Source organism: Streptomyces sp. NBC_00078, assembly GCF_026343335.1.
Taxonomy (GTDB): domain Bacteria; phylum Actinomycetota; class Actinomycetes; order Streptomycetales; family Streptomycetaceae; genus Streptomyces.
In genome coordinates, this window is sequence record NZ_JAPELX010000001.1 from 4,231,199 (window position 1) to 4,254,851 (window position 23,653).

The following is a 23,653-nucleotide window of genomic DNA, read 5'->3' on the forward strand; positions in this document are numbered from 1 at the left end:
AGGTTCACGTACCTTCAGCCCATTGCCGTCCCACCGCACCCGAGGAATCCGAAGCCCATGAGCCCCGCCGATGGCGACCGTGACCCGCAGCGCATCCTGATCGTCGACGATGAGCCGGCCGTGCGCGAGGCACTCCGGCGCAGCCTCGCCTTCGAGGGATACGACACCGAGGTCGCCGTGGACGGCGCGGACGCCCTGGAGAAGACGACCGCGTACCAGCCCGACCTGGTCGTCCTCGACATCCAGATGCCGCGCATGGACGGCCTGACCGCCGCGCGCCGTATGCGAGGGGCCGGGACGACGACGCCGATCCTGATGCTGACGGCACGGGACACGGTCGGCGACCGGGTGACGGGGCTGGACGCGGGGGCCGACGACTACCTGGTCAAGCCCTTCGAGCTGGACGAACTGTTCGCCCGCGTCCGTGCGCTGCTGCGGCGCAGCTCGTATGCGGCGGCAGCGGCCGCCGGGGCGATCCAGGAGGACGAGGCACTGAGCTTCGGCGACCTGCGGATGGATCTGGCGACACGGGAGGTGACGCGGGGCGGGCGGCTGGTGGAGCTGACCCGCACGGAGTTCACGCTCCTGGAGATGTTCATGGCCCACCCGCGCCAGGTCCTCACGCGTGAGCAGATCCTGAAGGCGGTCTGGGGCTTCGACTTCGAGCCGAGCTCCAACTCCCTGGACGTGTACGTCATGTACCTGCGCCGCAAGACGGAGGCGGGGGGCGAGCCTCGGCTCGTGCACACGGTACGGGGCGTGGGGTACGTCCTGCGGCAGGGCGGCGCGGAGTGAAGAGGGTTCTACGCCGCTTCCAGACACTGCCGATTCGCTCGCGGCTGGCGATGCTCGTCGCTGCCGCTGTGGCGTTCGGGGTGGCGGCGGTTTCGGTCACCTGTTGGTTCATCGTGCAGGGGAAGTTGTACGAGCAGGTGGACAACCAGCTCAGCAATGCCAACATCAGGCTGTCCCAGGAGGACCTCACGGTTCTGCTGACCAGTTGTCCGAAGACCGCGACCGGGTCGTCCGGAAGCATGCGCCCCCGGGACTACTACGCGCAGGTGGTGAAGGCGGACGGCACAGTCTGCGTCTTCGGTGATTCCGCAGGTGTCGTGAAGACCACCGCCCAGGACCAGAAGATGGCGGACGACCCCGAGCCGGGGGTGCGAGTCTTCCGCAACAGCACGGACACGCGCGGCCAAGACGTACGCGTGCGCACCACCCCCCTCATGCTGGGCTTCGGCCCCGATGCTCAGGCCTATCCCGGCGTCGCGCTGATGGTTGGAGTGCCCCTCGAAGAGACCAAGAAGACCCTCAACGACCTGGCTCTGGTCCTTCTGCTCGTCTCCGGCGTCGGAGTCCTCGGTGCCGGAGCCGCCGGGCTCGCGGTCGCCCGCGCGGGCCTCCGCCCCGTCGACAAGCTCACCGAGGCCGTCGAACACGTGGCCCGCACCGAGGACTTGGGCATCCGCATCCCCGTCGAGGACGACGCCGAGGACGAGGTGGCCCGTCTCTCCCGTTCCTTCAACTCGATGACCGCTTCCCTGGCCAGCTCCCGCGACCTGCAACAACAGCTCATCGCCGACGCCGGTCACGAACTCCGCACCCCCCTGACCTCCCTCCGTACCAACATCGAACTCCTCGCCCGCAGCGAGGAGACCGGCCGCCCGATCCCCCCGGCCGACCGGAAGGCGCTCCTCGCGTCGGTGAAGGCGCAGATGACCGAACTGGCCGCCCTGATCGGCGACTTGCAGGAGCTGTCGCGGTCGGAGGGGCAGCGGGGCGAACGGGTGCAGGTTGTCTCGCTCGAAGACACCGTCGAGGCCGCGCTGCGCCGCGCCCGGCTCCGCGGACCGGAGCTCACGATCAACGCCGACCTCCAGCCCTGGTACGTACGGGCGGAGCCGTCCGCGCTGGAGCGGGCCATCGTCAACATCCTCGACAACGCGGTGAAGTTCAGCCCGGAGGGCGGCACGGTCGAGGTGGAGCTCGGCAGCGGCATCCTGACCGTCCGGGACCACGGCCCCGGCATCCCCGCCGACGAACTCCCCTACGTCTTCGACCGCTTCTGGCGCTCGCCGAGCGCGCGCGCCCTGTCGGGATCGGGGCTCGGTCTGTCCATCGTGGCCCGCACAGTGGAGCAGGCGGGCGGCGAGGTCGGCCTGGCCCGTGCGGACGGTGGCGGCACGGTCGCGACGGTGCGGCTGCCGGGGGCGCCCACGCCCCCGCCGGAGATGCCTTAGCCGGTCAGGCTCCCTGCCCCTTCGCCCTTGACCCCGTCCACGAACACGGACCAGGAGGCGGCCGAGAAGAGCAGCGGGTTGGACGCCGGGGCCTTGCTGTCCCGGACGGGAACCACGCCGGGGTGGCCGTCGGCGACCTCGACGCAGTTCGTGCCGCCCCCGTCGCTGTAGGACGACTTGCGCCACGCAGCATTCGTGAGGTCGGGGATCCCGTTCATGATCTGTACTCCTCCAGAAGGCGTTTGATGAACGCCGTCGACTCCACCGGAGTCAGAGCCACGTCCCTGACGCGATCGTAGGACAAGCGGAAGGACAACACCTTGTCTGGATCTTCGATCAGTTCGCCGAAGCCGTTGCCCTCCACATAGGCAACGGGGTCTCCGACGCGCTGCCAAAAGAGCCAGAGGTGGCTGTCCATGAGGTCGTGCACCCCAGCAGTGAAGGGCAGTACCTGCAGCGCGACATCCGGAAGTTCCGCCGCATCCACCAGATGCGACAGCTGGTTCCTCCACACCTTCGCGTCGGGAACCGGCCGCCGCAGGGCCCCCTCGTCCAGGATCACGCGCACGCTCGGCGTCGGTTCGCGGTACAGCAGCTCCTGCCGTCCCATGCGCAGGGCCACCTGCTCTTCGATTTCATCGCCGTTGCCAGCCGTTGTCTGGGCTCCGGACAACCCCGACAACACAGCGCGGGCGTAGTCCTCGGTCTGCAACAGTCCCGGCACCCTCAGCTGAAACATCCACATGACCCGAGCCGTCGCCTCCAGGTCCATGAACGCCTTGTACTTGTCCTTGACGACTTCACTGCGTGCGTCCCGCCACAGGCGAACGAGCAGGTCACCGGACTCGTAGTAGCTGTCCAGGTCCTCCATGACCGCCCGCTTCGAGAGCCGCTCCCCCTTCTCCAAACGGAAGAGATAGCTCTTGTCGTACGACGTGTCCGCCGACAACTGCGCCAGCGTCTTGCCCGCCTTCTCCCGCAGGAAATGCAGCGTCCGCCCAAGCTCGGCACGCCTCGACTCCCGTTCCCCGTCAACGAGTTCGCTCATGTCACCCCTCGCCGTTGTCTGGCGCCCAGACAACGCCAGCCCTCTTCCGCAGCGTACGCGCGAGCAGTGACGATCGAGACACGAACGGTAATCACCGCTCGTCAGAACCGCCGCCACGCCAAAACCCCCGCGACCGATGCTGCTCGGTCCGGGGGCGTGGCCGACGCTTCGAAGGAGTGCCGACATGAGGGAACGTATCGCGGGACTCTGCGAGTCGCTACCGCTCGCAATCGTGCACGCGCTGCTGCCCGCCCACGGCCGACACCGAGCCGGGCCGGCCCAACCGCTCGGCGGAGAGCGACCGTTCGCTCCTGCCGCGGCCACGTCCGCGCGACTCGACCACCCCGCCGACGTAGGCCCGTTCGAGCAGGACACCCACCTCGTACGCCCCTACCTCCTCACCCACGACGAGCGCCGCGAACGCCGCCTCCGACGCAGGCGCCGTCAGGCCCTGTGGCTCGCCGTGCACGGCATCGACGTAGGCCCTCGGCGCATTCACGGAGTGGCGGTGTCCGCATGAGCGCGGCCGAGGAGATCCCCACGCTTGAGCAGTTGCGGCTGCTTCCCTGGACCACCCCCGAAGGCAAACCCTGTTACCTCAGCACCGACGGGGGCGGCAGCAAGCTGTCCCTGCTGGCCGACGACGTGGAAGCGGCTCAACTGGACTCCGGGGAACAGGTACTCACGGGATCCAGGGCCGTACTCGCCGATCCGAAGGCGGGTGAACGAGCGGTGCGCTTCGCACTCACCAGGGCGGCCGAGTCCCTGGAGGACGTCCTTCGGGTCGCGGCCAGTCGAGGCCGGCGGGTCCACCGCTACGGCGGGTGACGTCACGGTGATGGCGGGGCGGGACCACCACCTGTGTGGTGGTCCCGCCCCGCCATCGGCTTCCGATGTCCGGCGTCAGTGGAAGCCGAGCATTCCAGGGGAGTCGATGTCGACCGTGAGGAAGCCCGGAGGATAGTCGTCCTCGCGTCCCGTCAGGATGATGGACATGCCTCCGGTCTCCAGATGCGGCGTGGCCACGAAGACGACGTGGCAAGTGTCAGCCCCACCCCACCCGTCACGCACCATTCCGCCCACCGTCACGGCTGCTGTCTGACCGAGCGGGTCGATATGGATTCCCGGCAACGCGAGCAAGTCGGCTCCGACGCCCGCGTCCTTCTCCTCGGCCTTCATGAGGCAAAGCGCCGGAACACGCAGCCAGTCACCGGGCGTGCGCGCAACGTTGTCCGCCAAGCGGTGCAGTGCCTGGTGCCCGTGAGCGAGTGCGAAAGCCGCACTCGTGTCGAGGATGATCACGTAGCGTGCCCGCCGAGCGCCCGCGCCTTCTCCGCAGCCATCGCGTAGATGTTGGCCAGGACATCCGGCCCGTTGTCGAACTCCTCGTCGGTGAGCGTGCAGCCCATGCGTTCACGCAGCGCCTTGCGGGTGGTCGCCACCCGCTCCGCGATCTGCTCCGCCGTCGGCTGCTCGGACGCCAGCTGCTCGACGAGCTGCCCCAGCGTCGTACCCCGCTCCTTGGCGACCTGGGCGAGATGGTCACGGGCCTGCCGGGACACCTGAATGGTCGTCGTCTCTGCCATAGTGCCACCATAGTTCCACCACAGACCCTTTGGCTCGGTCACGGCGCCCACGTCATCCGATCGTGGCGCCGACCGCTTCCCGACCCGCCGCAAGGGCCCACAGCGAGCGGTCCTACTCCCTTCCCAGCCGCGCACCTGTTCGGCGCGCCCGGGGAGGGAAACCGTCGGTGGACGAAAGCGGTGTGGAGCGCGAGTACCGGCTCGCTCATCTCTACGACATGGAGGGCCGCCGCGTCCGGCTCCCGCACCTCGACGACTGGCAGCCGTAGCTCGCCGAGTGTGCGCGGTGCAGTCCGGCGGAGAAGGGCGGTGCGAGGAGCCGTGCCGGGGCGACCGGCCGTCGTCACGGCCCGAAGCACTCCCAGCTGCCGCTTCCGGCGAAATCGGTGAACCACCCGCCGACGGCGAGCGACCCGCGCCGGTTCTGACCGGCGTCAACGGGACCGGCCCACCGCCAGGCCCGAGCCCTGGATCCGCACCCTGATCCCGTCCTTCTCCACCCGTACGTCCCGAAGCCGCAGTTCACCGTGGTGCGGCGAGGGCAGGCTGAAGCCCAGGGACAGCCGGTCGGCCAGGACGGGGCGGGTGAGCCGGGGCAGGGCGTCCAGCAGGGCCGGGTCGAAGCCGAGGCGCTTGAGCAGTGCGGGGTGCTCCAGGGCCAGGTCGATCAGGTTGAGCCGCATGGCCCGGTGGACGAAGCGGGGCGAGCCGGTCACCCGCGCCAGCTCGGCGTCGGAGCGCAGGGCCGCGCGCACCGCGGAGTCGGGCACGCCGAGCCGCCGTACCACCGATGGAACCGAGAACAACGCCTTCGCCTTGCTCGTCTCGCGCGCCAGGCGCGCGGCGGAGCCGCGGGTCAGATGCAGTCCCTCGGAGGCGCCGGTGCCGGGCCGGTAGGTCGCCAGGTCCCCGATGTCCAGCCGCATTCCGCCGATCCGCGTGGCGATGGAGCGGTCGCCGTCCCGGCTGATACGAGCGTCCGCCCGAAGGCGCAGGTCATGTCCGGCCACCGGAAGCGTGCCGCGGGCGAGCACCCGGTCGCGGCCGTGTCCGGTGAACGTGACCTGGGAGGCGCCGAGTTCGCGGTTCAGGTCGTCGAAGGAGAGCAGTACGTCGCCGTCGAGCCGGGGAATGGCCGCACCCCGTACGGAGGTCGGACCGTCGGGGGCGTCGAGGAGTACGTCGTGCGCGGTCGCCGTCACCTTGGCCAGGGAGACCCGGTCGGCCGCGACGTCCGGCACGGTCACCTTCACCGACTCCAGTCGGCCGTCGGCGAGTTGGGTGACGAAGGGGAAGCCGCTGATCTCCACTTCGGGCGCCGCGCTCAGCCGCATCCGGTCCTTGAGCGAGTCCGCCGCGCGGCGCTCGGCGTACAGCAGCGCCCAGCGGTCGGCGAGGGTGAGGAAGGCGGCGAGGACGACGAGTCCCGCCACGGCCTTCAGCGCGAGCGGCAGGCCGGCGAAGCGGCCGCGCCTGCGGCGGCGGCCGCTTCGCCGGTGGTTGGGCGGAGCCCAGGCGGCATCACCGTCCTGGGCCTCTTCCGCCACGACCGGTGTCTGTACGTCCGTTGCCTGTACGTCCGTTGCCTGGAGGTCCCAGGCCCGTACGCCCAATGCCGGTACGCCCGAGGCCCGGGCGGCCGCGCCCTCGTCGACGTCCTCGTGGAGGAACTCCTCCAGCGGGCCGTCGTCGAGGTCGCCCAGTTCTTCGTAGGGGTTTCGATAGGGATGCGTCGATATGTGGTGGGGGGCACGCATCGTCACATCCGACCATGCGAACGCCCCCCACCCGCAACCTGAACCCGGGGTATGCGATCTAGCTCACCATCGTGATCCGGTCGGCGGCCGGCGGCGCGATCGGGTTCGTCGCCGACGAGTTGGCCGTCAGGTACTGCTGCAGCGCCGCGAGGTCATCGGTACCGACCAGGTCGTTCGTACCCTGCCCCAGCGTCGTGAATCCGTCGCCGCCGCCCGCGAGGAAGCTGTTGGTGGCGACACGGTAGGTGGCGGCCGGGTCGATGGCGGCGCCGTTGAGCTTGACGGAGTCCGTCACCACACGGTCCGCGCCGGTCTTCGTCAGGTCCAGCGTGTACGTCAGCCCCGACGACGGCTGAAGGATCTTCGGCGCCGCGGCGTTCGCACCGCTCACCTGCTCCTTGAGCACCTGGATGATCTGGGCGCCGGTGAGGTTCTGCAGGTTCACGGTGTTGGAGAACGGCTGGACCGTGAAGCCCTCGGCGTAGGTGACGACACCGTCGCCCTCGGCGCCCTTGGCCGCGTAGGTCAGTCCCGCCCGCACACCGCCCGGGTTCATCAGCGCGAGGTCGGTCTCCGGGTCGAGTTCCTTGCCGTACGCGAGCTGCGCGTCGGCGATCAGGTCGCCCATCGGGGACTCGGTGCCGGTGTTCGGGACGTCGGCGGAGATGTAGCCGATCGCGCGGTTGCCGATGGGGGCCGCGAGGGTGTTCCACTTGTCGATCAGCCGGGTCATGTCCGGCGCCTTGGCGACGGTCCGGGTGACCACGTGGTTAGCCGACTTCACCGACGTACGGGCGATGTCACCGGTGAGACGGTCGTACGTGAGTGTGGTGTCCGTGTAGAGACGGCCGAAGGACGCGGCCGAGGTGACCATGCGGGGCCTGCCCGCCGGGTCGGGGATCGTGCACACGTACGCGTTGTGGGTGTGGCCGGTGACCAGGGCGTCCACCGACGGCGTGATGTTCTTGGCGATGTCGACGATCGGGCCGGAGATGCCGCTGCCCGCGCCCGGGGAGTCGCAGTCGTAGTTGTACGACCCCGAGGCGGGGAAGCCGCCCTCGTGGATGAGCGCGACGATCGACTTCACGCCCTGCTTCTGCAGCACCTTGGCGTACTTGTTGATCGTCTCGACCTCGTCCTTGAACTTCAGGCCCTTGACTCCGTCGGCGGAGACGACACCCGGGGTGTCCTCCAGCGTCACGCCGATGAACCCGATCTTGACGTCCTTCTTCTTCCACACCCAGTAGGGCTTGAGGATCGGCTTGTTCGTCTTCTCGTCGAGGACGTTGGCGGCCAGGTACGGGAAGTCGGCGCCCCTGAACTTCTTGTCCGTGTAGCAGCCGTCCTTGGGGTGGCAGCCGCCGTTCTGCAGCCGGGCCAGTTCCTTCGCGCCCTCGTCGAACTCGTGGTTGCCGACGCTCGTGACGTCCAGGTCGAGCTTGTTCAGCGCCTCGATGGTGGGCTCGTCGTGGAAGAGGCCCGAGATCAGCGGGGAGGCGCCGACCATGTCGCCGCCGGCCGCGGTGACGGAGTACGCCTTGCCCTTGCGGGCCTCGCGCAGATGGGTCGCGAGGTACTCGACACCGCCCGCGTCGATGGTCTTCGTCGTGCCGTCGGCCTGCAGTTCGCTCACGCGGCCGGACGAACCCGACGGCGGCTCCAGGTTGCCGTGCAGGTCGTTGAAGGAGAGCAGCTGTACGTCCTGGTAGCGGCTCGGGCGGTGGTGGCCGCCGCCCTTCGACTCGTGCGCGTCCGCCGGAAGCGCGGCGGCGAGTGCTCCGGCGGTGGCGAGTCCGGCGGCCGCGGCCACGAGACGGTACGTCCGTCTGCGGCGCTGGTTCGGCTGGGAAGTGGCTGGCATGCGCCCCCCTGTGGGTCTGCTGAGGAAGTGGTCCCCCGTCCGGCGCAGCCTAGGGTCAACGCGCGTAGCGTGAAAAGGGATTCGTGATGACAACCTGGTTTCCCTTTACCCCTCCCTTGACCCCCACTTTGCGGGGCGGTCCCCTTACCCTCGTACGCATGACCAGCGACGACACCGCCCGGCCCGGCCGGACCCGCTCCATCGAGACCTACTCCGTGCTCTCTCCGGAGCAGACCGAGGCCGTGCTCTCACTGCTCGCCGACGCCGCCCGGGAGGACGGCCAGCAGGCGGTGTCCGAACAGGGGCGGCTGCAGCTGCGCCATCACATGGCGTCGCGAAGCGACTCGTTCGGGGGCGGTGGTGGGCGACGGGCGGGAGAGCGCGATGGAGTGTCCCATCTGCTGCTCCGCGTCGAGGACGAACTCGTCGGCTACGCGCAGCTGGAGGACACCGACCCGGTCGAGGCACCGGCCGCCGAGCTGGTCGTCCACCCGGCGTACCGCGGGCACGGGCACGGGCGGGCGCTGGGCTCGGCGCTGCTCGCCGCCTCCGGCAAGCGGCTGCGGGTGTGGGCGCACGGCGGGCACGCGGCGGCACGGCATCTCGCGCAGGTCCTGGGGCTCACGCTCTTTCGCGAACTGCGCCAGATGCGGCGGTCGTTGACGGACCTGAACCTGCCCGAGCCGGTTCTCCCGGCCGGCGTCACGGTCCGTACGTTCGTCCCCGGCGCCGACGACTCCGCCTGGCTCGCCGTGAACGCCGCCGCCTTCGCCCACCATCCCGAGCAGGGCTCCCTCACCCAGCGCGACCTCGACGACCGCAGGGCCGAGCCCTGGTTCGACCCGGCCGGCTTCTTCCTCGCCTTCCGCGGGGACGAACTCGTCGGCTTCCACTGGACGAAGGTGCATGCGGCCGAGCAGCTGGGTGAGGTGTACGTGCTCGGTGTGCGGCCGGGTGTGCAGGGTGGGGGGCTGGGCAAGGCGCTGACCACGATCGGGCTGCGGCATTTGGAGGGGCAGGGGTTGCCTGCGGTGATGCTGTACGTCGACGCCGACAACAAGGCGGCTGTCGCCGTGTACGAGCGGCTGGGGTTCGTGACGTACGAGACGGACCTTATGTACCGCACGGAGACGTGAGCGTTCGGCGGTTTTGCGGTGTGTCGTGCCGGGTGCCTGGCAGTGCCTGCGGCTGGATGCGGGGGTGTGCCGGTGCCTGCGGCTGCTTGCGGGGGTGTGCCGGTGCCTGCGGCTGCTTGCGGGGGTGTGCCGGTGCCTGCGGCTGCTTGCGGGGGTGTGCCGGTGCCTGCGGCTGCTTGCGGGGGTGTGCCGGTGCCTGCGGCTGCTTGCGGGGGTGTGCCGGTGCCTGCGGCTGCTTGCGGGGGTGTGCCGGTGCGCGTCCCTGGGGGCTGCGCCCCCAGACCCCCCGTCGGCCTGCGGCCTCGTCCTCAAACGCCGGACGGGCTGAAGAATGCCGGCCTCGTCCTCAAACGCCGGCCCGGCTGGATGAAGCTGGCCCGCGCCGGAAAGGCAGAGGCCGTCCTCGTAGGGGCTCCGGCATGGACAGGGCCAGCGCCGTCATCGACCCCGCCAGCAGCCATGCCCACCGGGTGTGCGCTGCCCCCCACCGGTCGTCCTGCGCCGAGACGAACAGGGCCCAGCGGTCGGGCATCGACAGAGGTGCGATCACGGCTGTGAACAGCACGGTCGCGGCCACCGAGGGGCCCGGCCGGGGCTCGTCCGTCAGGCGTACCGCGAGCGCGCCGGCGGCCGGCGCCAGTACGCAGGCCGTGGCTGCCTCCAGGGTGATGCCGCCGAGCGGGGGACGTACCTCCGAGGGGACGAGGAGGAGCAGGGCCGTCCACCACAGTGCGGTGAGCGCGACGGCGTAGCCCAGCCGCAGGGTGGTGCGCAGGGGGCGGCGGACCGGCACCGTGGCGGTGGTGTGCCGGGCCGGGTCGTCCAGCAGGAACGCCAGCCCCAGGGCGTGCGCGAGGATCGCGGAGCGCAGCAGGACGAGGGTGGGCCACGCGTCGGGCTCACCACCCGCCAACCGCTGCACCCCGGCGATCACCAGCCCGAGCCCGCCGCCCGCCGCCATCGCCCGCCACGGCAGGGTCCGCAGGACGGGGAACGCCAACTCCCTTGTCACCCGCACCGATCCGCCTCCCTCGGCACCGCCGCGCCCGGCAGCCCGACCCGCAGCCCGCCACGCCGGCTCCCTTGTCACCCGCACTTGTCCGCCTCCTTCGGTGCGGCCACGCCCAGCAGCTGAGCCGCCCGCGCGCTGGTCACCTTCGGGGCCGTCAGTTCCGTCCAGTGGGCCTTCATGCGGGCGGACACGGCGTCGCGGGGCTTGCCCAGCAGTTCTCGTACGACGTCCGTCTGGCCCGCTGTCATCTGCATCGGGTCGGTCGGCGAGAGGACGATCGCCGAGCCCGTCACGCTGTCGTCGAGCCGGACGTCGCGCAGCGACTGCATCGGGTCGGGCAGCCAGCTCAGGGCGAGCCACATGACGGTCACCATCCGGCCGTCGCACATCCCGTCCGTCGCCTTCTCGTCGCCCGCGACCAGCACTGAGGAGACGGCGGCGGCGAACTCGGGGACGCGGGGGCCGCCCCAGCCGGTGCCGACGGTGACCTGGTGCGGGGTGGTGGACGGGAGGATCGCCGCGTCGGAGGTGAGGCCGTAGGTGGCGTCGATGCGCTGCCGTACGAGAAGGGGCTGCCGGTGCGCGGTGCCGCCGGCCAGGGACCGGACGTGGTCCACCACGCCGGCCCAGGTGGCCGTCCGCGGCATCCACTCGGGGAACGCGCAGTACGTGGACCCGTCCCGCCGCACGCAGGTCTGCACCCTTTCCGGGGTGTGGGTGGCTGCCTCCCGCGCCGCGATCGTCTTGGCCGGCAGGGCCGCGGTCTGGACCGCTCCGGCCGTGACCGCCAGCGCCAGCGCCGCGGCGACGGCGCCCCTGAGGGCCCAGCTGCGGCTGCCGCCCGCCAGGACGGCCACGAGCGCCACCGTGAGTGCCAGGCCCAGCAGGTACAGCGCGTGCCAGGCCGCGGGCCGGCCCATCAGGTCCGAGGGCAGCGCGGTGGAGCTGTTCTCGCCGATGATCGGAGCCAGCCAGCGCAGGCCGCGCTCGCCGTCCCCGGCGGGGAACGCCCCGGCTACGAACAGGAAGAAGAACAGCACGAGCAGCAGGGGCGCCGCGAAGCCCGAGGTGAGCAGCCGGGCGAGCAGCACCCCGATCGCCCCGAAGAGCAGGACCGTCAGCGGACCGACGAGGAGTTCGGCGGGCGAACCACTGCCCACGGCATCGGACTTGACCGCCGACCAGCCGAACTGGGCCAGCACGCCCACCGTGACGAGCAGCGCGGGCGCCACGACGGAGAGCAGATGGGCCGTCGTCCGCCCCCACGGCTCCAGCACCAGCACCGTGAAGTGGCGTTCCGTGTCGCGCCGCCTGGAACGCAGCACCGCCTGGTTGACGCACAGCAGGACCGCGAAGCCGATGAGCAGCGGGCCGCTCTGGGTGGCCCGGTCGGCGTCCTGGAGGGCGGGGTGACCGTTCCCCAGCTTCGGTGTGCGCCACACGATCCAGGCGACGTACAGCGCGAAGGCGAGCAGCATCGGGACCCGCAGCAGGAGCCTGCGTGCCTCGAAGAGGGCCAGGGCGACGACGGCCGACCAGGTGCGGCGGGGCCCCTCGGTCCGCACCGCGACGGGGGTTTCCTCCATCACCGCGGTCACGCCGCCACCTCCGTGCCCGCGTCGTCCAGGGTGAGCAAGTAGCCGTCCTCCAGGGTGGGTTCGAGCAGATCGGCGCCGTCTGGCGGGCTGCCGACATTGCGGAAGGAGCCTGTGCCCGTGCGCCAGCCGGCCTTCGCGCCGGGGTCGCGTTCCGTGCTGCTCCACACGTGTCCGGCCGCGCGTGCGGTCAGTTCTGCCGGGGTGCCGTCGAATCGGATGCGGCCGGCCGCCATCACCAGGACGCGGTGGCAGAGCATCGCCACGTCCTCGGTCTGGTGGGTGGACAGCAGGACGGTGCGGCCCTCTCCCGCCTGGGCGATCAACTCCCGGAACCGCATGCGCTGTTCGGGGTCGAGGCCGACGGTCGGCTCGTCGAGGACGAGGAACCCCGGGTCGCCGACCAGCGCGGCGGCCAGGGCGACCCGCTGCCGCATACCGCCGGACAGCTTCTTGATGCGCTTGCCCCGTACGTCGGCGAGGTCGACCTGGTCCAGCACACGGCGCACCTCCCGGTGGCGGGCGGCGCGGTCCGTCAGCTCCTTGAGGATCGCCACGTAGTCGACGAACTCGAACGAGGTGAAGTCCGGGTGGAAGCCGGGCGTCTGCGGCAGATAGCCGAGCCTGCGCCGCACCTCCTGCCGGCCGGCCGCCGTCGCCGGGTCGTGCCCGAGCGCGGTGAAGGCGCCCCGGTCGGCGGGCACAGCGGTCGCCAGCACCCTCAACAGGGTGGTCTTTCCTGCCCCGTTGGGCCCGAGCAGCCCGGTGACGCCCTGAGTCAGCCGCAGCGACACGTCGTCGAGGGCGCGGGTCCCGCCGTAGCGGAGGCTGAGCCCGGAGGCGGAGACGGTGGGTGTCATACGGCACTTCCCTGGAAACGGTCGAAACGGTCACGTACGAGGAAGAGCAGCCCGCCGGCGAGCGCGGCGACCGCCGCGGCCACGCCCTGGCCGGCCGCGGAGAACGGCGTGAGCGTGCCGGCGCCTTGGAGGCGGGCCGCCAGCAGCAGCGCGACCCAGGCCCCGCCGACCAGCGACGGCGCGAGCACCGGGCCCAGCCGGGCGGTGAGCGCAAGGCCGGTCGCGGTGAGGGCGAGCGCGGGCAGCAGCCAGGCCAGGGCGCGCAGCCCGTAGCCGGGGAGGGCGAGGGTCGCCAGGCCGTTGAGGCCGAGCCCCGCGACGAGCACGGCGACGGTCCGGATCATCAGCAGTCTGAACCCGTGCACCGGTGCGACCACCGTCATCTCGTACGTCGGGTCCAGCGCGGGTCCGTACGACAGCGCGACCCCGGCGAGGGGCAGCAGCGGCGCGAGCGCGAGGAAGAGCGTGGGCGAGGTGGCCCCCTGGCCGATGTGAGCCGTGTGGGCCGCCGCGACGCTCATCACGAGCACCGCGACGACCGCGCCCAGCCAGGAGCGGCGCAGCACGGGCGTGGCCGCGAGCAGCCGCGCGATGTGGTCGGCGACGCCCAGCCGCAGCAGCAGCGACTCGAACAACCGCGGCCGTGGCGCGTCGAGTTCCGCGTCCAGCCGCTCCCAGCCGGCGTCGAGCCGGACCGGGTCACCGACGTCGGCGAGGACGGCCCGGCACCGCGCGCAGGCGGCCAGGTGGGTGTCGGCGGACCAGAGCAGCGGCGGCGCCAACTCGCCCTGGGCGTAGGCCCGTAGATCCTCTTCGGCAACATGCCAGGTCATACCGCCACCTCCCGCACCGGCCCACGCCGACGCGCGGTCCCGTACGCCCGATCGCGTAGCTGTCCGTCGCTCATGCCAGTGCCTCCCGCAGTTGCTTACGGGCCCGCATCGCCCGTGTTTTGACCGTCCCCGGTGGTATGCCGAGCAGGACGGCCGCCTCGCGGGTGGTCAGCCCGTCGATGACCGTGGCCTGGAGCACCGCGCGGAGTTCGGGGGACAGGCTGACGAGGGCGCCCGCGAGGTCCCCGTGCTCCACTCCCGCGAGCACGCGTTCCTCGGCTGACGCCTCGTCCCGGTGCCGCAGTCGCGCCAGGGCCTGCCGCAGCCGGCCGCGCGCCCCGTCGCCGCGCAGGGCGTCGATGAGCCGCCGCGAGCCGATCCGCCACAGCCACCCCGCGACGTCCCCTTCCTCGCGGTAGCGGGCCTTGCCCCGCCAGATCGCGAGGAACGTCTCCTGGACGACGTCGTCGACGACCCCCGCGTCGGCGCAGCGGCCGCGCAGCCGGGCGGTCAGCCAGGGCGCGTACCGCCGGTACAGCTCCTCGAAGGCGCGCCGGTCCCCGTCCGCCGCGACGGCGCGCAGCAGCTCCCCGTCGCTTCTCGTTTCGCTCACGTCTCCTCATCGGACGGCCCCGGCGGATCGGTTCACACGATCGCACTTGACTTTGCCGGGCGAACTGCACCACCCTTTCACTACTCAATTAGTGAAAGGGTGGTTGTACGGGTGGTCGAGTACCGCATCGACCGGCGCTCCGGCGTCGCCACCTACGTCCAGATCGTCCAGCAGACCAAACAGGCCCTCCGCCTGGGCCTGCTGGAGCCGGGAGACAAGCTGCCCACCGCCCGCGAGGTGGTCGAGGCCACCGCCATCAACCCCAACACGGTCCTGAAGGCCTACCGCGAGCTGGAACGCGAAGGCCTTGTCGAGGCCCGCCGGGGCCTGGGCACCTTCGTGCGCAGGACGCTCGGAGCGCAGCCGGCCGACTCGCCGCTGCGGGCCGAACTCGACGCGTGGGCGCAGCGCGCCAGGGCGGGCGGACTCGACCGCGAGGACGTCGACGCCCTGTTCACCTCCGTCCTCGACCAGCGCTTCCCGAAATCCGACGAGCTCTTCCATGAGCATGAGGGGGACCAGTGAGTTCCACGAGCACGATCCCGGCCGTCGCCCTGGTGGCGTCCGGGCTGGGCAAGCGGTACGGCAGGAGAGCCTCCGCGGCCCTCGACGACTGTTCCTTCCGCCTGCCCGCCGGCCGGATCAGCGCACTGGTCGGCCCGAACGGCGCCGGGAAGTCGACCCTGCTGGCCCTTGCCGCCGGACTGCTGCGGCCCACCGCCGGCACCCTCACCGTGTTCGGCCGGGAGCCCGGCGAGTGCCGTGACCGCGTGGCCTTCCTCGCCCAGAACAAGCCGCTGTACCCGCAGCTGACCATCGCCGACACCCTGCGCATGGGCGCCGAGCTCAACCCGTCCCGCTGGGACGCGGCGTACGCGTCCCGCATCGTCGAGGAGGGCTCGCTCAGCCCCGCACTGAAGATCCGCGGACTCTCCGGCGGCCAGCGCACCCGCGTCGCACTGGCCCTCGCGCTCGGCAAACGGCCCGACCTGATGCTGCTCGACGAGCCGATGGCCGACCTCGACCCGCTCGCCCGGCACGAGCTGATGGGCACGCTGATGGCGGACGCCGCCGACCGCGGCACCACCGTCCTGATGTCCTCGCACATCGTCAGCGAACTCGCCGACGCCTGCGACCACCTGCTGCTCCTGGGCGGCGGCCGGATACGGCTCGGCGGCGGCATCGACGACCTGCTCAACGCGCACACCCTGGTGACCGGCCGCGGTACACCCGCCGACCTCGCCCCGCACACGGTCGTGGAGTCCCGTGCCGCCGGCCGCGGCCTGACCGCGCTGATCCGGCGCGACGGCCCGGTCGACGGCACCTGGGAGACCGAGGAACCGTCCCTGGAGGAACTCCTGCTCGCCCATCTCCGCTCCCCCGAGGCCCCGGCGCTGCTCACCCCGGGCACCACCGCGGCCCCCGTGGAGGTGCGGGCATGACCACGGCCACCGCCCCCGTATCCGCCGCACCCCGTCGCAGCGCCCTGCGCCCGCGCGGCCTGGTCTGGACGATCCTGCGGCTGCACCGCACGGCGCTGTACGTCTGGCTCGGCTTCGTCGCCTTCACCGCCCTGTTCCTGCTCTGGCTGCAGGGCCCCGGCGCGAACGCCACCCAGGCGAAGCTCGACGCCCTCGGCTACGGCGGGGTGCTCGACGCCGCCTACGACCAGGGCATGCTGCTGGGCTTCACCGCGGGCGCCTACAACAACCTGTTCTACGACCCGGGCACCCTGATCAGCCTCGCCTCCTTCGGCGTCGCACTGTTCGCGGCGGGCCCGCTGACCGCCCGCGAACTGGAGTTCGGCACCGCGCAGCTCGTCTGGGGGCAGTCCCCCTCCCCCGCCCGCTGGCTCGCCGCCAAGCTCCTCATGCCCGCGCTGGCGGTCACCGCCGGCATGAGCCTGCTGGTCGTGCTCTACCGCCTCGTGTGGAACGCGCACGGCAATCTCCTGATCGCCGGCATCGGCCCGCGCGCCTTCTACTTCTCCATCGGCCCGGCCACCGTCGCCGCGCCGCTCCTGGGGCTCGCCCTCGGCGCGCTCATCGGCCTGGCCGCGCGCCGTACGCTGCCCGCCCTCGCGCTGGCCGGTGTCGGGTACTTCCTGGTCAACGCCTTTCGCGGCAACTCCTGGCCCTTCCAGGGCCGCTACCAGCAGCCGGAGATCCACTCCCGCAGCTGGGCCGTCAACTCCAAGGGCGCCGTGGTCCCGGACCCGGACTGCTACGACAACACGCACTGCCTGGCCCAGCACGACGTGGTGCGCTTCGGCCGCGAGTACCTGCCGTCGCCCGACTACTGGCCCCGCCAGCTCCTGGAGACCGGCGTCCTGCTGGGTCTGACCGCGCTCGCACTCGCCGCCGCCTTCCTCCTCCTGCGCAAGAGGAGCAACCTCGTATGACAGCCCTCGCGTCCGCCGGTACGGGCTTCCCCGGCACCACGGGACTGTCCCGCACCGTGCTGCGCGTACACCGCACGGCCCTGGCCGTGTGGACCGTCTTCATCCTGGCCGCGGTCGGCCACCTGGTGTGGCTGACCGAGGTCACCGCGAACTCCGTACACGCACGCGTCGCCGCCTGCAGTGCCAGGGAGGATTCGTGCACCTTCTCGCCCGGACTCGGCGACCACACCGGCCCCCTCGGCATGACCAGCACCTTCGTGTACTACAGCTTCTGGGCCGTCGCCGCCTGGGCGGGCGGCGCCCTGATCGGCCGTGAGCTGGAGTCCGGTACGGCCCATCTCGCCTGGACCCAGGGCGTGAGCCCGGCCCGCTGGCTCGCCACCAAGCTGGCCGTGCCCGCGCTGGCACTCGTCCTCGGCGACACGCTGTTCGTCGTCGTGTTCCGCTGGGCCTGGGCCGCGCACCGGGACCTGATGGGCGACGACTGGACCTTCGCGGACGTCTTCGCGGCCCGCGGCCCGACCCTGGCCGCTTACAGCCTGTGCGCGCTGGCGGTCGGCGCGCTCACCGCCCTGCTGCTGCGCCGCGCGCTGGCCGCACTGGCGATCTCCGTCGCCGTGATGATCGTGCTGAACCAGTACCTGGAGATCCAACGCGAGGACCTCTGGTCCCGGCCCCGCTTCTGGCCCATGAGCCTCCTGGAGAGCGGCATCCTCCTCACCCTCGCCGCCCTCGCGACCACCGCCGCCTTCGTGGTGCTGCGCCGCCGCACCGTGTGACGCAACAGATCCGCGTACGTCCTTCCCCGCGCGGGAAGGGCGTACGTATCCTCCGGATGTTCTCCGGACGCGCCTTCCAGCCGGGTCTTACGCCCGCCCGGCCCACGTAGACTCCCGGGAGCCGCCCCCCGATATCCCGCACGCCATGTCGCCGTAACCAACGGTTCAGACGGGCTTGCGACGCTCGGCCAATGACGCCCTCCGTGCCGAAGCCTTCGCCGCCCCCCGAGGGACCCGCGGGCGACGGGGACGCTCTCCGCTCCGTGCAGGCGCTCCCGCCCGCCCTTTCCGACGCGCCCGTATCGCTCGGAACGCGGAAGAATGGGTTCATGAGCCAGCCAGAAACCGCCCAGGCGAAGGTCCAGCACGCGCAGCCCTCCGTGGGCTCCATAGCCGCGCACCGCCCGCACACCGTGTCGGCCGCGGTCTCCGACCTGGAACCCGACATCGATGCCGACCTCGACGCATACGAGGAGGCACCCTACGACGGGCCGCAGCTGCCGCAGGGGCGGTTCCTGGACCGGGAGCGAAGCTGGCTCGCGTTCAACGAGCGGGTGCTCGAACTCGCCGAGGACCCGAACACCCCGCTGCTCGAGCGGGCCAACTTCCTCGCGATCTTCGCCAGCAACCTGGACGAGTTCTTCATGGTCCGGGTGGCCGGACTGAAGCGCCGAATCGCCACCGGCGTGGCCACCCGTTCCGCCTCCGGCCTCCAGCCCCGCGAGGTGCTGGAGATGATCTGGGCGCGCTCACGCGAACTCATGGCCCGGCACGCCGCCTGCTACCACGAGGACGTCGCCCCCGCGCTCGCGGAGGAGGGCATCCACCTGGTCCGCTGGGCCGAGCTGACGGAGAAGGAGCAGGCGCGCCTCTTCACCCTCTTCCGGCACCAGATCTTCCCGGTCCTGACCCCGCTCGCCGTCGACCCCGCGCACCCCTTCCCGTACATCTCGGGTCTCTCGCTGAACCTCGCGGTCGTCGTACGCAACCCCGTCACCGGCCACAAGCACTTCGCCCGGGTCAAGGTCCCGCCGCTGCTGTCCCGCTTCCTGGAGAGCTCCCCCGGCCGCTACGTCCCCATCGAGGACGTCATCGCCGCCCACCTGGAGGAGCTGTTCCCGGGCATGGAGGTCCTGGAACACCACGCCTTCCGCCTCACCCGCAACGAGGACCTGGAGGTCGAGGAGGACGACGCCGAGAACCTCCTGCAGGCCCTGGAGCGCGAGCTCATGCGGCGCCGCTTCGGGCCGCCGGTGCGCCTGGAGGTCGAGGAGTCCATCGACCGCGAGGTCCTCGACCTGCTGGTGCGCGAGCTGAAGATCAGCGAAGCCGAGGTCTACCCGCTGCCGGGCCCGCTGGACCTCACGGGCCTGTTCCGCATCGCCTCCCTGGACCGGCCCGAGCTCAAGTACAAGAAGTTCATCGCCGGCGTCCACCGTGACCTGGCCGAGGTCGAGTCGGCGTCCTCGCCCGACATCTTCGCGGCCCTGCGCGTCCGGGACGTGCTGCTGCACCACCCCTACGACTCCTTCTCGACGTCGGTGCAGGCGTTCCTGCAGCAGGCGGCAGAGGACGACGACGTGCTGGCCATCAAGCAGACCCTGTACCGGACGTCCGGCGACTCCCCCATAGTCGACGCGCTCATCGACGCCGCCGAGGCCGGCAAGCAGGTCCTCGTCCTGGTCGAGATCAAGGCCCGCTTCGACGAGCACGCCAACATCAAGTGGGCGCGCAAGCTGGAGGAGGCCGGCTGCCACGTCGTCTACGGCCTGGTCGGCCTCAAGACCCACTGCAAGCTGTCCCTGGTGGTCCGTCAGGAGGGCGACACGCTACGGCGTTACAGCCACGTCGGCACCGGCAACTACCACCCCAAGACGGCCCGCCTCTACGAGGACCTGGGCCTGCTGACGGCCGACCCGCAGGTGGGCGCCGACCTCTCGGACCTCTTCAACCGCCTGTCCGGCTACTCCCGCCGGGAGACCTACCGCCGCCTCCTGGTCGCCCCCAAGTCCCTTCGCGACGGCCTGATCTCGCGGATCAACAAGGAGGCCCAGCACCACCGTGCGGGGCGTCCGGCCTTCATCCGCATCAAGGTCAACTCGATGGTCGACGAGGCGCTCATCGACGCGCTCTACCGCGCGTCCCAGGCCGGCGTGCCGGTCGACGTCTGGGTGCGCGGCATCTGCGCGATCCGACCGGGCGTCACGGGCCTGTCGGAGAACATCCGGGTCCGCTCGATCCTCGGCCGCTTCCTCGAACACTCCCGTGTCTTCGCCTTCGGCAACGGCGGCGAACCCGAGGTGTGGATCGGCAGCGCCGACATGATGCACCGCAACCTCGACCGCCGTATCGAGGCCCTGGTCAGGGTTACCGACCCGGCCCACCGCGCAGCCCTGAACCGGCTGTTGGAGACCGGCATGTCCGACACCACCTCCTCCTGGCATCTCGGCCCGGACGGCGAGTGGATACGGCACGCCACCGATGCGGACGGCCAACCCCTGCGCAACGTCCAGGAGATGCTCATAGACGCCCGGAGGCGCCGGCGTGGCACAGCAACACCTTGACCCGACGGACCCCACGGCCGGGCCCTCCCCCGCTCTAGGCTCCGCTCTGGCGGGGGGCATTCCCACAGGCGAAGCCCTCGCGGGCTACCTGCGGGCCCAGGCCACGGAGTTCCTCCGCGCCCTGCGGCTGCACCGGGAGACCGGCCCCGCGGCAGGCAACGGCGCGGAGAATCCCGTCGACGCGGCGCGCGCCCTGCGCCGCTCTGTCCGCCGCATCAGCGGCAGCCTGCACACCTTCCGCCCGCTGCTGGAGACCGACTGGTCCGAGGGACTGCAACCCGAACTGGCCTGGCTGTCAGGGACGTTGTCGATGGAGCACGCGTACGCGGCCCGGCTGGAGCGGCTGCTGCTGGCGCTGCACAGACTGTCGGGGGCAACGGTGCTCCCCGCGCAGCCGGCGGCCGCGGCACCCTCTTCGGCCACCGGTGGACCGGCCACCGGCGGGCCCCCCACGGCCGCGGCCACAACCGACCGGGGCAACCTGACCGTCGGCGCGGCCAAGGCAGGCGCCCTGCTCGAACGCCAGCTCACCCTCGCCCGGACCCGATCCCACAGCACCGCCCTCCAGGCGTTGGGTTCGAGCCGCTTCCACGCCGTCGCGGACAAGGTCGCCGTCCTGGCCAGCGAGGTCCCCCTCACCCCTGGCGCCGCCGCCACCGACCTGTGCGTCCTGGCCGCCGCGGCCGAGGACCGCCTGACCGACGCCGTGACCGCGCTCCCCCTCGTCACCGCGGGCAGCCCCTACAACGCGGAGGCCCTGATCCACGGCCTGTCCCCGGATCCGGCCCCGCACCCCCAGGACGCCCCCTGGCACCAGGTCCGCCTGCTCCTGCGCCTGCACCGCTACGCCCGCGAGGCCCTCCACGGCACGGACGGCCAAATCGAGGTCCGCCTGCTGACCGCGGGCCAGGCCCTCGACCGGCACCGCGACGCCTCGGAGGCGGCGGCCGCCGCGGCCTCGGCGGCCCGCACCCCGCGGATCGCCCCCGCGACGGCGTACGCGCTCGGGGTGCTCCACGCAGACCAGCGGCACGAGGTGGAGGCGGCCCGCTTCGCCTTCCAGCAGTGCTGGCAGAAGCAGGCGGTGAGCACGCCCTGAGCCGGTGACCCCGCCGCCCGCAACCCTGTCGAAGGAGACGGTGAACCACCCGTGACCCACGCCGACGACACCCTCATCCAGGCCGCGGGCTGCGTCCTGTGGCGCAGCTCCCCGGTCGACGGCGATCTGGTACGAGATCGGTGGCCGCAACGCACAAGGCTCCCGTGCCGTTGAGAGAGGTGTTCGACGTCTCAACTCATTGGCACAGGAGCCTTGTTGGTGTCCTATCCTGCCGCACTCGACCTGCCTCACGCCCTGGTCGAGTGGGTCACCATGCTCATCGTCATCCGGGAGGGTGACCGGCGTTGCCAGCTCCCGCCGCACCAACGTGCCCTGGTCGGCCTGGTGTACCTGCGTCGGCACGACACCGTCACCCAGCTCGCGGCCGGCTTCGGAATCTCCGTCGGCACCGCTCACGCCTACGCGGCCGCAGTGATCGGCCTCCTGGCGGGCCGCGCCCCCGGACTACTGTGGGCCCTACGCGAAGCCGACCCCGACTACGTCCTGCTGGACGGCACCCTGGCGGAGTGCGACCGGGTCGGCGACAGCCGAGCTGATTTCTCCCACAAGCACCGTCGGCACGGGGTGAACGTGCAGGTCGTGACCGACCTTGCCGGGAAATTGCCGTGGATCTCGCCCGCCCTGCCGGGCCGTGCCCACGTCCTGACCGCAGCCCGCACCCACCGGATCCTCCGATCTGCGAACGTCAGGGCATCCCGGTGCTCGCCGACCGCGCCTACATGGGAGCCGGCCCCTGGGCGACGCCCCCCCAGGCGCCCGCCAGGCCGTGACCTCACACCAACCCAACAAACCGTCAACCGCGCGCTGTCGGCGGCACGGGCACCAGTCGAGCGCGTCGGCTACACGCTATGCGGCGGACTCCCCGCCCTGGTACTGCTTGATCACCGTTTCGCGCTGCGCGATGAACTCGGCCCGAGCAGCCTCCACTTCAGCCCATCACCGCGAAACTCCCCGACCCGGTTCTGTGCGTCCACCAAGATCGCACCCGGGTCCGGGAGGGGTGGGGGGTTCCGCCGCTCAGCTGCGGCGTTCTTGCCGGACACAACCGCTCCTCTCCGTAGTGCTCCCACTACCAAGGAGGTTCAGCGTGGGCCCACACCTGGGAACCATTCAAGTTCTAGGAATGGAACGAAAGGTTGGCGAAAAGCTTTTGAATCGCAAGGAGTTGAACCCGGACTCCTCACCCCAGGCGGCCTACGGGGCGCGTTTGCGCAGCTTGCGGGAGGCGCGCTGCTGGACTCAAGATGACCTTGCCGAGCGCATGGAATATTCCAGTGTGCATATTTCGGGGGTTGAAACTGGTCGGAAGCCTCCGACTCTCCGCTTCTCGCGTAGTGCTGACAGAGCGCTCGGCATCGCAGGCACAGCAGACTCGTTCGTGCCTCAGTACCGCGAGATCCGGCATGGCAGCCTGCTGGAAGGCTTCCCGGAGTACGTGAGTTTCGAAGGCCGCGCGGTGGAGATCCGGCTCTTCGAGATCGGGATCATCCCCGGCCTGTTACAGACGCCGGAGTACGCGCGGACGCTGGCGGACGGCGACGTGCAGCGCGGGGCCATCACACCCGAACAAGCTGAGGAGCGCGTCTCTTTCCTGGCGGAGAGGCAGGCCGCGCTGATGCGGCCTCGGCCCCCCATGGTGCTTGTAGTGATGGATGAGAGCTGCCTTCGCCAAGCGATCGGCAACGCTGAGGTTATGGAGGCTCAGCTTCGGCGATTGGTCGAAGTCGCCGCTCTCCCCAACTGGGTACTACAGGTGTCGCCCTTTGAGACAGGAGCACGGCGGTCGTTCAACCTACCTGTCAATCTCCTCACTCTGGCCGATCGATCCGTGATCGCGTATGCCGAATCGCAAGCACGGGGGCACTTGGAGCGCGAATCGACTGCCGTGCTGCCCATGCTGAGGTCATACCATCAGTTGCAGGCTGAGGTGCTGTCGCAGGCAGCATCCGTGGCCATGATCGAACAGCTTCGAAGGGGTTCCCCGTGACAACCGATTTCCCCCGCTGGTTCAAGTCCTCGTACAGCAGCAACGGCGGTAACTGCATCGAGGTCGCCGCAAACCTCGTCGCCTCGCGCGGCGTGGTCCCCGTCCGTGACTCCAAGAACCCGAGCGGTCCGGTGCTGAACTTCCCGGCCTCCACGTTCTCGTTCTTCGTGACGGGCGTGAAGGTCGGAGAGTTCGACGCTGCCTGACCAGTCGGCCCGGCGCCCGTCTCCAACCCCGGCGCCTGGTCACCATCCGTCG

General features: G+C 71.0%; 25 protein-coding genes. 14 read left to right on the plus strand and 11 right to left on the minus strand.

Annotated elements, in window-relative coordinates:
* Nucleotides 1-57: 57 nt before the first annotated feature.
* Together OOK07_RS19770 and OOK07_RS19775 are read left to right on the plus strand one after the other, a co-directional pair.
* Entirely contained in the window at nucleotides 58-795 is a 738-nt protein-coding gene (locus OOK07_RS19770; protein ID WP_266682140.1) for a response regulator transcription factor, read from the plus strand.
* Nucleotides 792-2,243 carry a HAMP domain-containing sensor histidine kinase gene (locus tag OOK07_RS19775; protein WP_266797717.1) on the plus strand — a complete coding sequence of 484 codons (1,452 nt, stop codon included), beginning with the start codon at nucleotides 792-794 and terminating at the stop codon, nucleotides 2,241-2,243. Before OOK07_RS19770 ends, OOK07_RS19775 begins: the two co-directional genes overlap by 4 nt.
* Here OOK07_RS19775 and OOK07_RS19780 read toward each other — a convergent pair.
* Nucleotides 2,240-2,461, minus strand: coding sequence for a DUF397 domain-containing protein (locus OOK07_RS19780; RefSeq protein ID WP_266797718.1), 222 nt, complete (start codon nucleotides 2,459-2,461; stop codon nucleotides 2,240-2,242). The genes OOK07_RS19775 and OOK07_RS19780 overlap by 4 nt on opposite strands.
* Nucleotides 2,458-3,291 (minus strand): helix-turn-helix domain-containing protein, encoded by an 834-nt coding sequence (locus tag OOK07_RS19785; RefSeq protein WP_266797719.1) that lies wholly within the window; start codon nucleotides 3,289-3,291, stop codon nucleotides 2,458-2,460. Before OOK07_RS19785 ends, OOK07_RS19780 begins: the two co-directional genes overlap by 4 nt.
* Nucleotides 3,292-3,475: 184 nt before the next feature.
* Here OOK07_RS19785 and OOK07_RS19790 point away from each other — a divergent pair, with 184 nt between their 5' ends.
* Nucleotides 3,476-3,811, plus strand: coding sequence for a hypothetical protein (locus OOK07_RS19790; protein ID WP_266682148.1), 336 nt, complete (start codon nucleotides 3,476-3,478; stop codon nucleotides 3,809-3,811).
* Nucleotides 3,808-4,119: a hypothetical protein gene (locus OOK07_RS19795; protein WP_266682150.1), complete on the plus strand. Its 312-nt coding sequence runs from the start codon at nucleotides 3,808-3,810 to the stop codon at nucleotides 4,117-4,119. The genes OOK07_RS19790 and OOK07_RS19795 overlap by 4 nt, the downstream gene beginning before the upstream one ends.
* Nucleotides 4,120-4,194: 75 nt before the next feature.
* Here OOK07_RS19795 and OOK07_RS19800 read toward each other — a convergent pair whose 3' ends face one another.
* The 4 genes from OOK07_RS19800 to OOK07_RS19815 all read right to left on the minus strand — a co-directional run bounded on the left by OOK07_RS19800 (nucleotide 4,195) and on the right by OOK07_RS19815 (nucleotide 8,495).
* Nucleotides 4,195-4,593 (minus strand): PIN domain-containing protein, encoded by a 399-nt coding sequence (locus OOK07_RS19800; protein ID WP_266682152.1) that lies wholly within the window; start codon nucleotides 4,591-4,593, stop codon nucleotides 4,195-4,197.
* On the minus strand, nucleotides 4,590-4,877 hold the full coding sequence (locus OOK07_RS19805) for a hypothetical protein (RefSeq protein ID WP_266682154.1): 288 nt from the start codon (nucleotides 4,875-4,877) through the stop codon (nucleotides 4,590-4,592). The genes OOK07_RS19800 and OOK07_RS19805 overlap by 4 nt, the downstream gene beginning before the upstream one ends.
* 434 nt (nucleotides 4,878-5,311) lie before the next feature.
* On the minus strand, nucleotides 5,312-6,634 hold the full coding sequence (locus OOK07_RS19810) for an LmeA family phospholipid-binding protein (protein WP_266797721.1): 1,323 nt from the start codon (nucleotides 6,632-6,634) through the stop codon (nucleotides 5,312-5,314).
* A gap of 58 nt (nucleotides 6,635-6,692) precedes the next feature.
* Nucleotides 6,693-8,495 carry a bifunctional metallophosphatase/5'-nucleotidase gene (locus tag OOK07_RS19815; RefSeq protein WP_266797723.1) on the minus strand — a complete coding sequence of 601 codons (1,803 nt, stop codon included), beginning with the start codon at nucleotides 8,493-8,495 and terminating at the stop codon, nucleotides 6,693-6,695.
* Between the two features lie 158 nt (nucleotides 8,496-8,653).
* Here OOK07_RS19815 and mshD point away from each other — a divergent pair, with 158 nt between their 5' ends.
* Nucleotides 8,654-9,631 carry a mycothiol synthase gene (gene mshD, locus OOK07_RS19820; RefSeq protein WP_266797725.1) on the plus strand — a complete coding sequence of 326 codons (978 nt, stop codon included), beginning with the start codon at nucleotides 8,654-8,656 and terminating at the stop codon, nucleotides 9,629-9,631.
* A 346-nt stretch (nucleotides 9,632-9,977) separates the two neighbouring features.
* Here the strand turns inward: mshD and OOK07_RS19825 are convergent, their stop codons facing one another.
* The 5 genes from OOK07_RS19825 to OOK07_RS19845 form a co-directional block, all read right to left on the minus strand.
* Nucleotides 9,978-10,592, minus strand: a complete 615-nt coding sequence (locus tag OOK07_RS19825; RefSeq protein WP_406313339.1) for an ABC transporter — start codon at nucleotides 10,590-10,592, stop codon at nucleotides 9,978-9,980.
* A gap of 125 nt (nucleotides 10,593-10,717) precedes the next feature.
* Complete coding sequence (locus OOK07_RS19830) at nucleotides 10,718-12,241, minus strand: ABC transporter permease (RefSeq protein WP_266797729.1); 1,524 nt, start codon at nucleotides 12,239-12,241, stop codon at nucleotides 10,718-10,720.
* Nucleotides 12,238-13,098 carry an ABC transporter ATP-binding protein gene (locus OOK07_RS19835; protein WP_266797730.1) on the minus strand — a complete coding sequence of 287 codons (861 nt, stop codon included), beginning with the start codon at nucleotides 13,096-13,098 and terminating at the stop codon, nucleotides 12,238-12,240. Before OOK07_RS19835 ends, OOK07_RS19830 begins: the two co-directional genes overlap by 4 nt.
* Nucleotides 13,095-13,931: a cupin domain-containing protein gene (locus OOK07_RS19840; protein WP_266797732.1), complete on the minus strand. Its 837-nt coding sequence runs from the start codon at nucleotides 13,929-13,931 to the stop codon at nucleotides 13,095-13,097. The genes OOK07_RS19835 and OOK07_RS19840 overlap by 4 nt, the downstream gene beginning before the upstream one ends.
* A 70-nt stretch (nucleotides 13,932-14,001) precedes the next feature.
* Nucleotides 14,002-14,544 (minus strand): RNA polymerase sigma factor, encoded by a 543-nt coding sequence (locus OOK07_RS19845; protein ID WP_266682170.1) that lies wholly within the window; start codon nucleotides 14,542-14,544, stop codon nucleotides 14,002-14,004.
* Nucleotides 14,545-14,655: 111 nt separating this feature from the next.
* Between OOK07_RS19845 and OOK07_RS19850 the strand changes: the two genes are divergently transcribed.
* The 9 genes from OOK07_RS19850 to OOK07_RS19890 all read left to right on the plus strand — a co-directional run bounded on the left by OOK07_RS19850 (nucleotide 14,656) and on the right by OOK07_RS19890 (nucleotide 23,601).
* On the plus strand, nucleotides 14,656-15,069 hold the full coding sequence (locus OOK07_RS19850) for a GntR family transcriptional regulator (protein ID WP_266801984.1): 414 nt from the start codon (nucleotides 14,656-14,658) through the stop codon (nucleotides 15,067-15,069).
* A complete protein-coding gene (locus OOK07_RS19855; protein ID WP_266797734.1) occupies nucleotides 15,066-15,986 on the plus strand; it encodes an ABC transporter ATP-binding protein in 921 nt (306 codons plus the stop codon). The genes OOK07_RS19850 and OOK07_RS19855 overlap by 4 nt, the downstream gene beginning before the upstream one ends.
* On the plus strand, nucleotides 15,983-16,945 hold the full coding sequence (locus OOK07_RS19860; RefSeq protein ID WP_266797736.1) for an ABC-2 membrane transporter-related protein: 963 nt from the start codon (nucleotides 15,983-15,985) through the stop codon (nucleotides 16,943-16,945). Before OOK07_RS19855 ends, OOK07_RS19860 begins: the two co-directional genes overlap by 4 nt.
* Complete coding sequence (locus OOK07_RS19865; RefSeq protein ID WP_266797738.1) at nucleotides 16,942-17,724, plus strand: ABC-2 membrane transporter-related protein; 783 nt, start codon at nucleotides 16,942-16,944, stop codon at nucleotides 17,722-17,724. Before OOK07_RS19860 ends, OOK07_RS19865 begins: the two co-directional genes overlap by 4 nt.
* 329 nt (nucleotides 17,725-18,053) lie before the next feature.
* Nucleotides 18,054-20,288: an RNA degradosome polyphosphate kinase gene (locus OOK07_RS19870; RefSeq protein WP_266682174.1), complete on the plus strand. Its 2,235-nt coding sequence runs from the start codon at nucleotides 18,054-18,056 to the stop codon at nucleotides 20,286-20,288.
* Entirely contained in the window at nucleotides 20,269-21,387 is a 1,119-nt protein-coding gene (locus OOK07_RS19875) for a CHAD domain-containing protein (RefSeq protein ID WP_266797740.1), read from the plus strand. The genes OOK07_RS19870 and OOK07_RS19875 overlap by 20 nt, the downstream gene beginning before the upstream one ends.
* Before the next feature lie 273 nt (nucleotides 21,388-21,660).
* Entirely contained in the window at nucleotides 21,661-22,656 is a 996-nt protein-coding gene (locus OOK07_RS43460; RefSeq protein ID WP_353963548.1) for a transposase family protein, read from the plus strand.
* A complete protein-coding gene (locus OOK07_RS19885) occupies nucleotides 22,559-23,395 on the plus strand; it encodes a helix-turn-helix domain-containing protein (RefSeq protein WP_353963549.1) in 837 nt (278 codons plus the stop codon). Before OOK07_RS43460 ends, OOK07_RS19885 begins: the two co-directional genes overlap by 98 nt.
* Nucleotides 23,392-23,601 carry a DUF397 domain-containing protein gene (locus tag OOK07_RS19890; protein WP_266797743.1) on the plus strand — a complete coding sequence of 70 codons (210 nt, stop codon included), beginning with the start codon at nucleotides 23,392-23,394 and terminating at the stop codon, nucleotides 23,599-23,601. The genes OOK07_RS19885 and OOK07_RS19890 overlap by 4 nt, the downstream gene beginning before the upstream one ends.
* Nucleotides 23,602-23,653 lie beyond the last annotated feature (52 nt).

Coding starts and splice junctions, on each gene's coding strand:
- OOK07_RS19770 (WP_266682140.1), top strand. CDS start 58: ATGAGCCCCGCCGATGGCGACCGTGACCCGCAGCGCATCCTGATCGTC.
- OOK07_RS19810 (WP_266797721.1), bottom strand. CDS start 6,634: ATGCGTGCCCCCCACCACATATCGACGCATCCCTATCGAAACCCCTAC.
- OOK07_RS19780 (WP_266797718.1), bottom strand. CDS start 2,461: ATGAACGGGATCCCCGACCTCACGAATGCTGCGTGGCGCAAGTCGTCC.
- OOK07_RS19825 (WP_406313339.1), bottom strand. CDS start 10,592: ATGGCGGCGGGCGGCGGGCTCGGGCTGGTGATCGCCGGGGTGCAGCGG.
- OOK07_RS19835 (WP_266797730.1), bottom strand. CDS start 13,098: ATGACACCCACCGTCTCCGCCTCCGGGCTCAGCCTCCGCTACGGCGGG.
- OOK07_RS19785 (WP_266797719.1), bottom strand. CDS start 3,291: ATGAGCGAACTCGTTGACGGGGAACGGGAGTCGAGGCGTGCCGAGCTT.
- OOK07_RS19815 (WP_266797723.1), bottom strand. CDS start 8,495: ATGCCAGCCACTTCCCAGCCGAACCAGCGCCGCAGACGGACGTACCGT.
- OOK07_RS19840 (WP_266797732.1), bottom strand. CDS start 13,931: ATGACCTGGCATGTTGCCGAAGAGGATCTACGGGCCTACGCCCAGGGC.
- OOK07_RS19795 (WP_266682150.1), top strand. CDS start 3,808: ATGAGCGCGGCCGAGGAGATCCCCACGCTTGAGCAGTTGCGGCTGCTT.
- OOK07_RS19870 (WP_266682174.1), top strand. CDS start 18,054: ATGAGCCAGCCAGAAACCGCCCAGGCGAAGGTCCAGCACGCGCAGCCC.
- OOK07_RS19860 (WP_266797736.1), top strand. CDS start 15,983: ATGACCACGGCCACCGCCCCCGTATCCGCCGCACCCCGTCGCAGCGCC.
- mshD (WP_266797725.1), top strand. CDS start 8,654: ATGACCAGCGACGACACCGCCCGGCCCGGCCGGACCCGCTCCATCGAG.
- OOK07_RS19790 (WP_266682148.1), top strand. CDS start 3,476: ATGAGGGAACGTATCGCGGGACTCTGCGAGTCGCTACCGCTCGCAATC.
- OOK07_RS43460 (WP_353963548.1), top strand. CDS start 21,661: ATGCTCATCGTCATCCGGGAGGGTGACCGGCGTTGCCAGCTCCCGCCG.
- OOK07_RS19805 (WP_266682154.1), bottom strand. CDS start 4,877: ATGGCAGAGACGACGACCATTCAGGTGTCCCGGCAGGCCCGTGACCAT.
- OOK07_RS19865 (WP_266797738.1), top strand. CDS start 16,942: ATGACAGCCCTCGCGTCCGCCGGTACGGGCTTCCCCGGCACCACGGGA.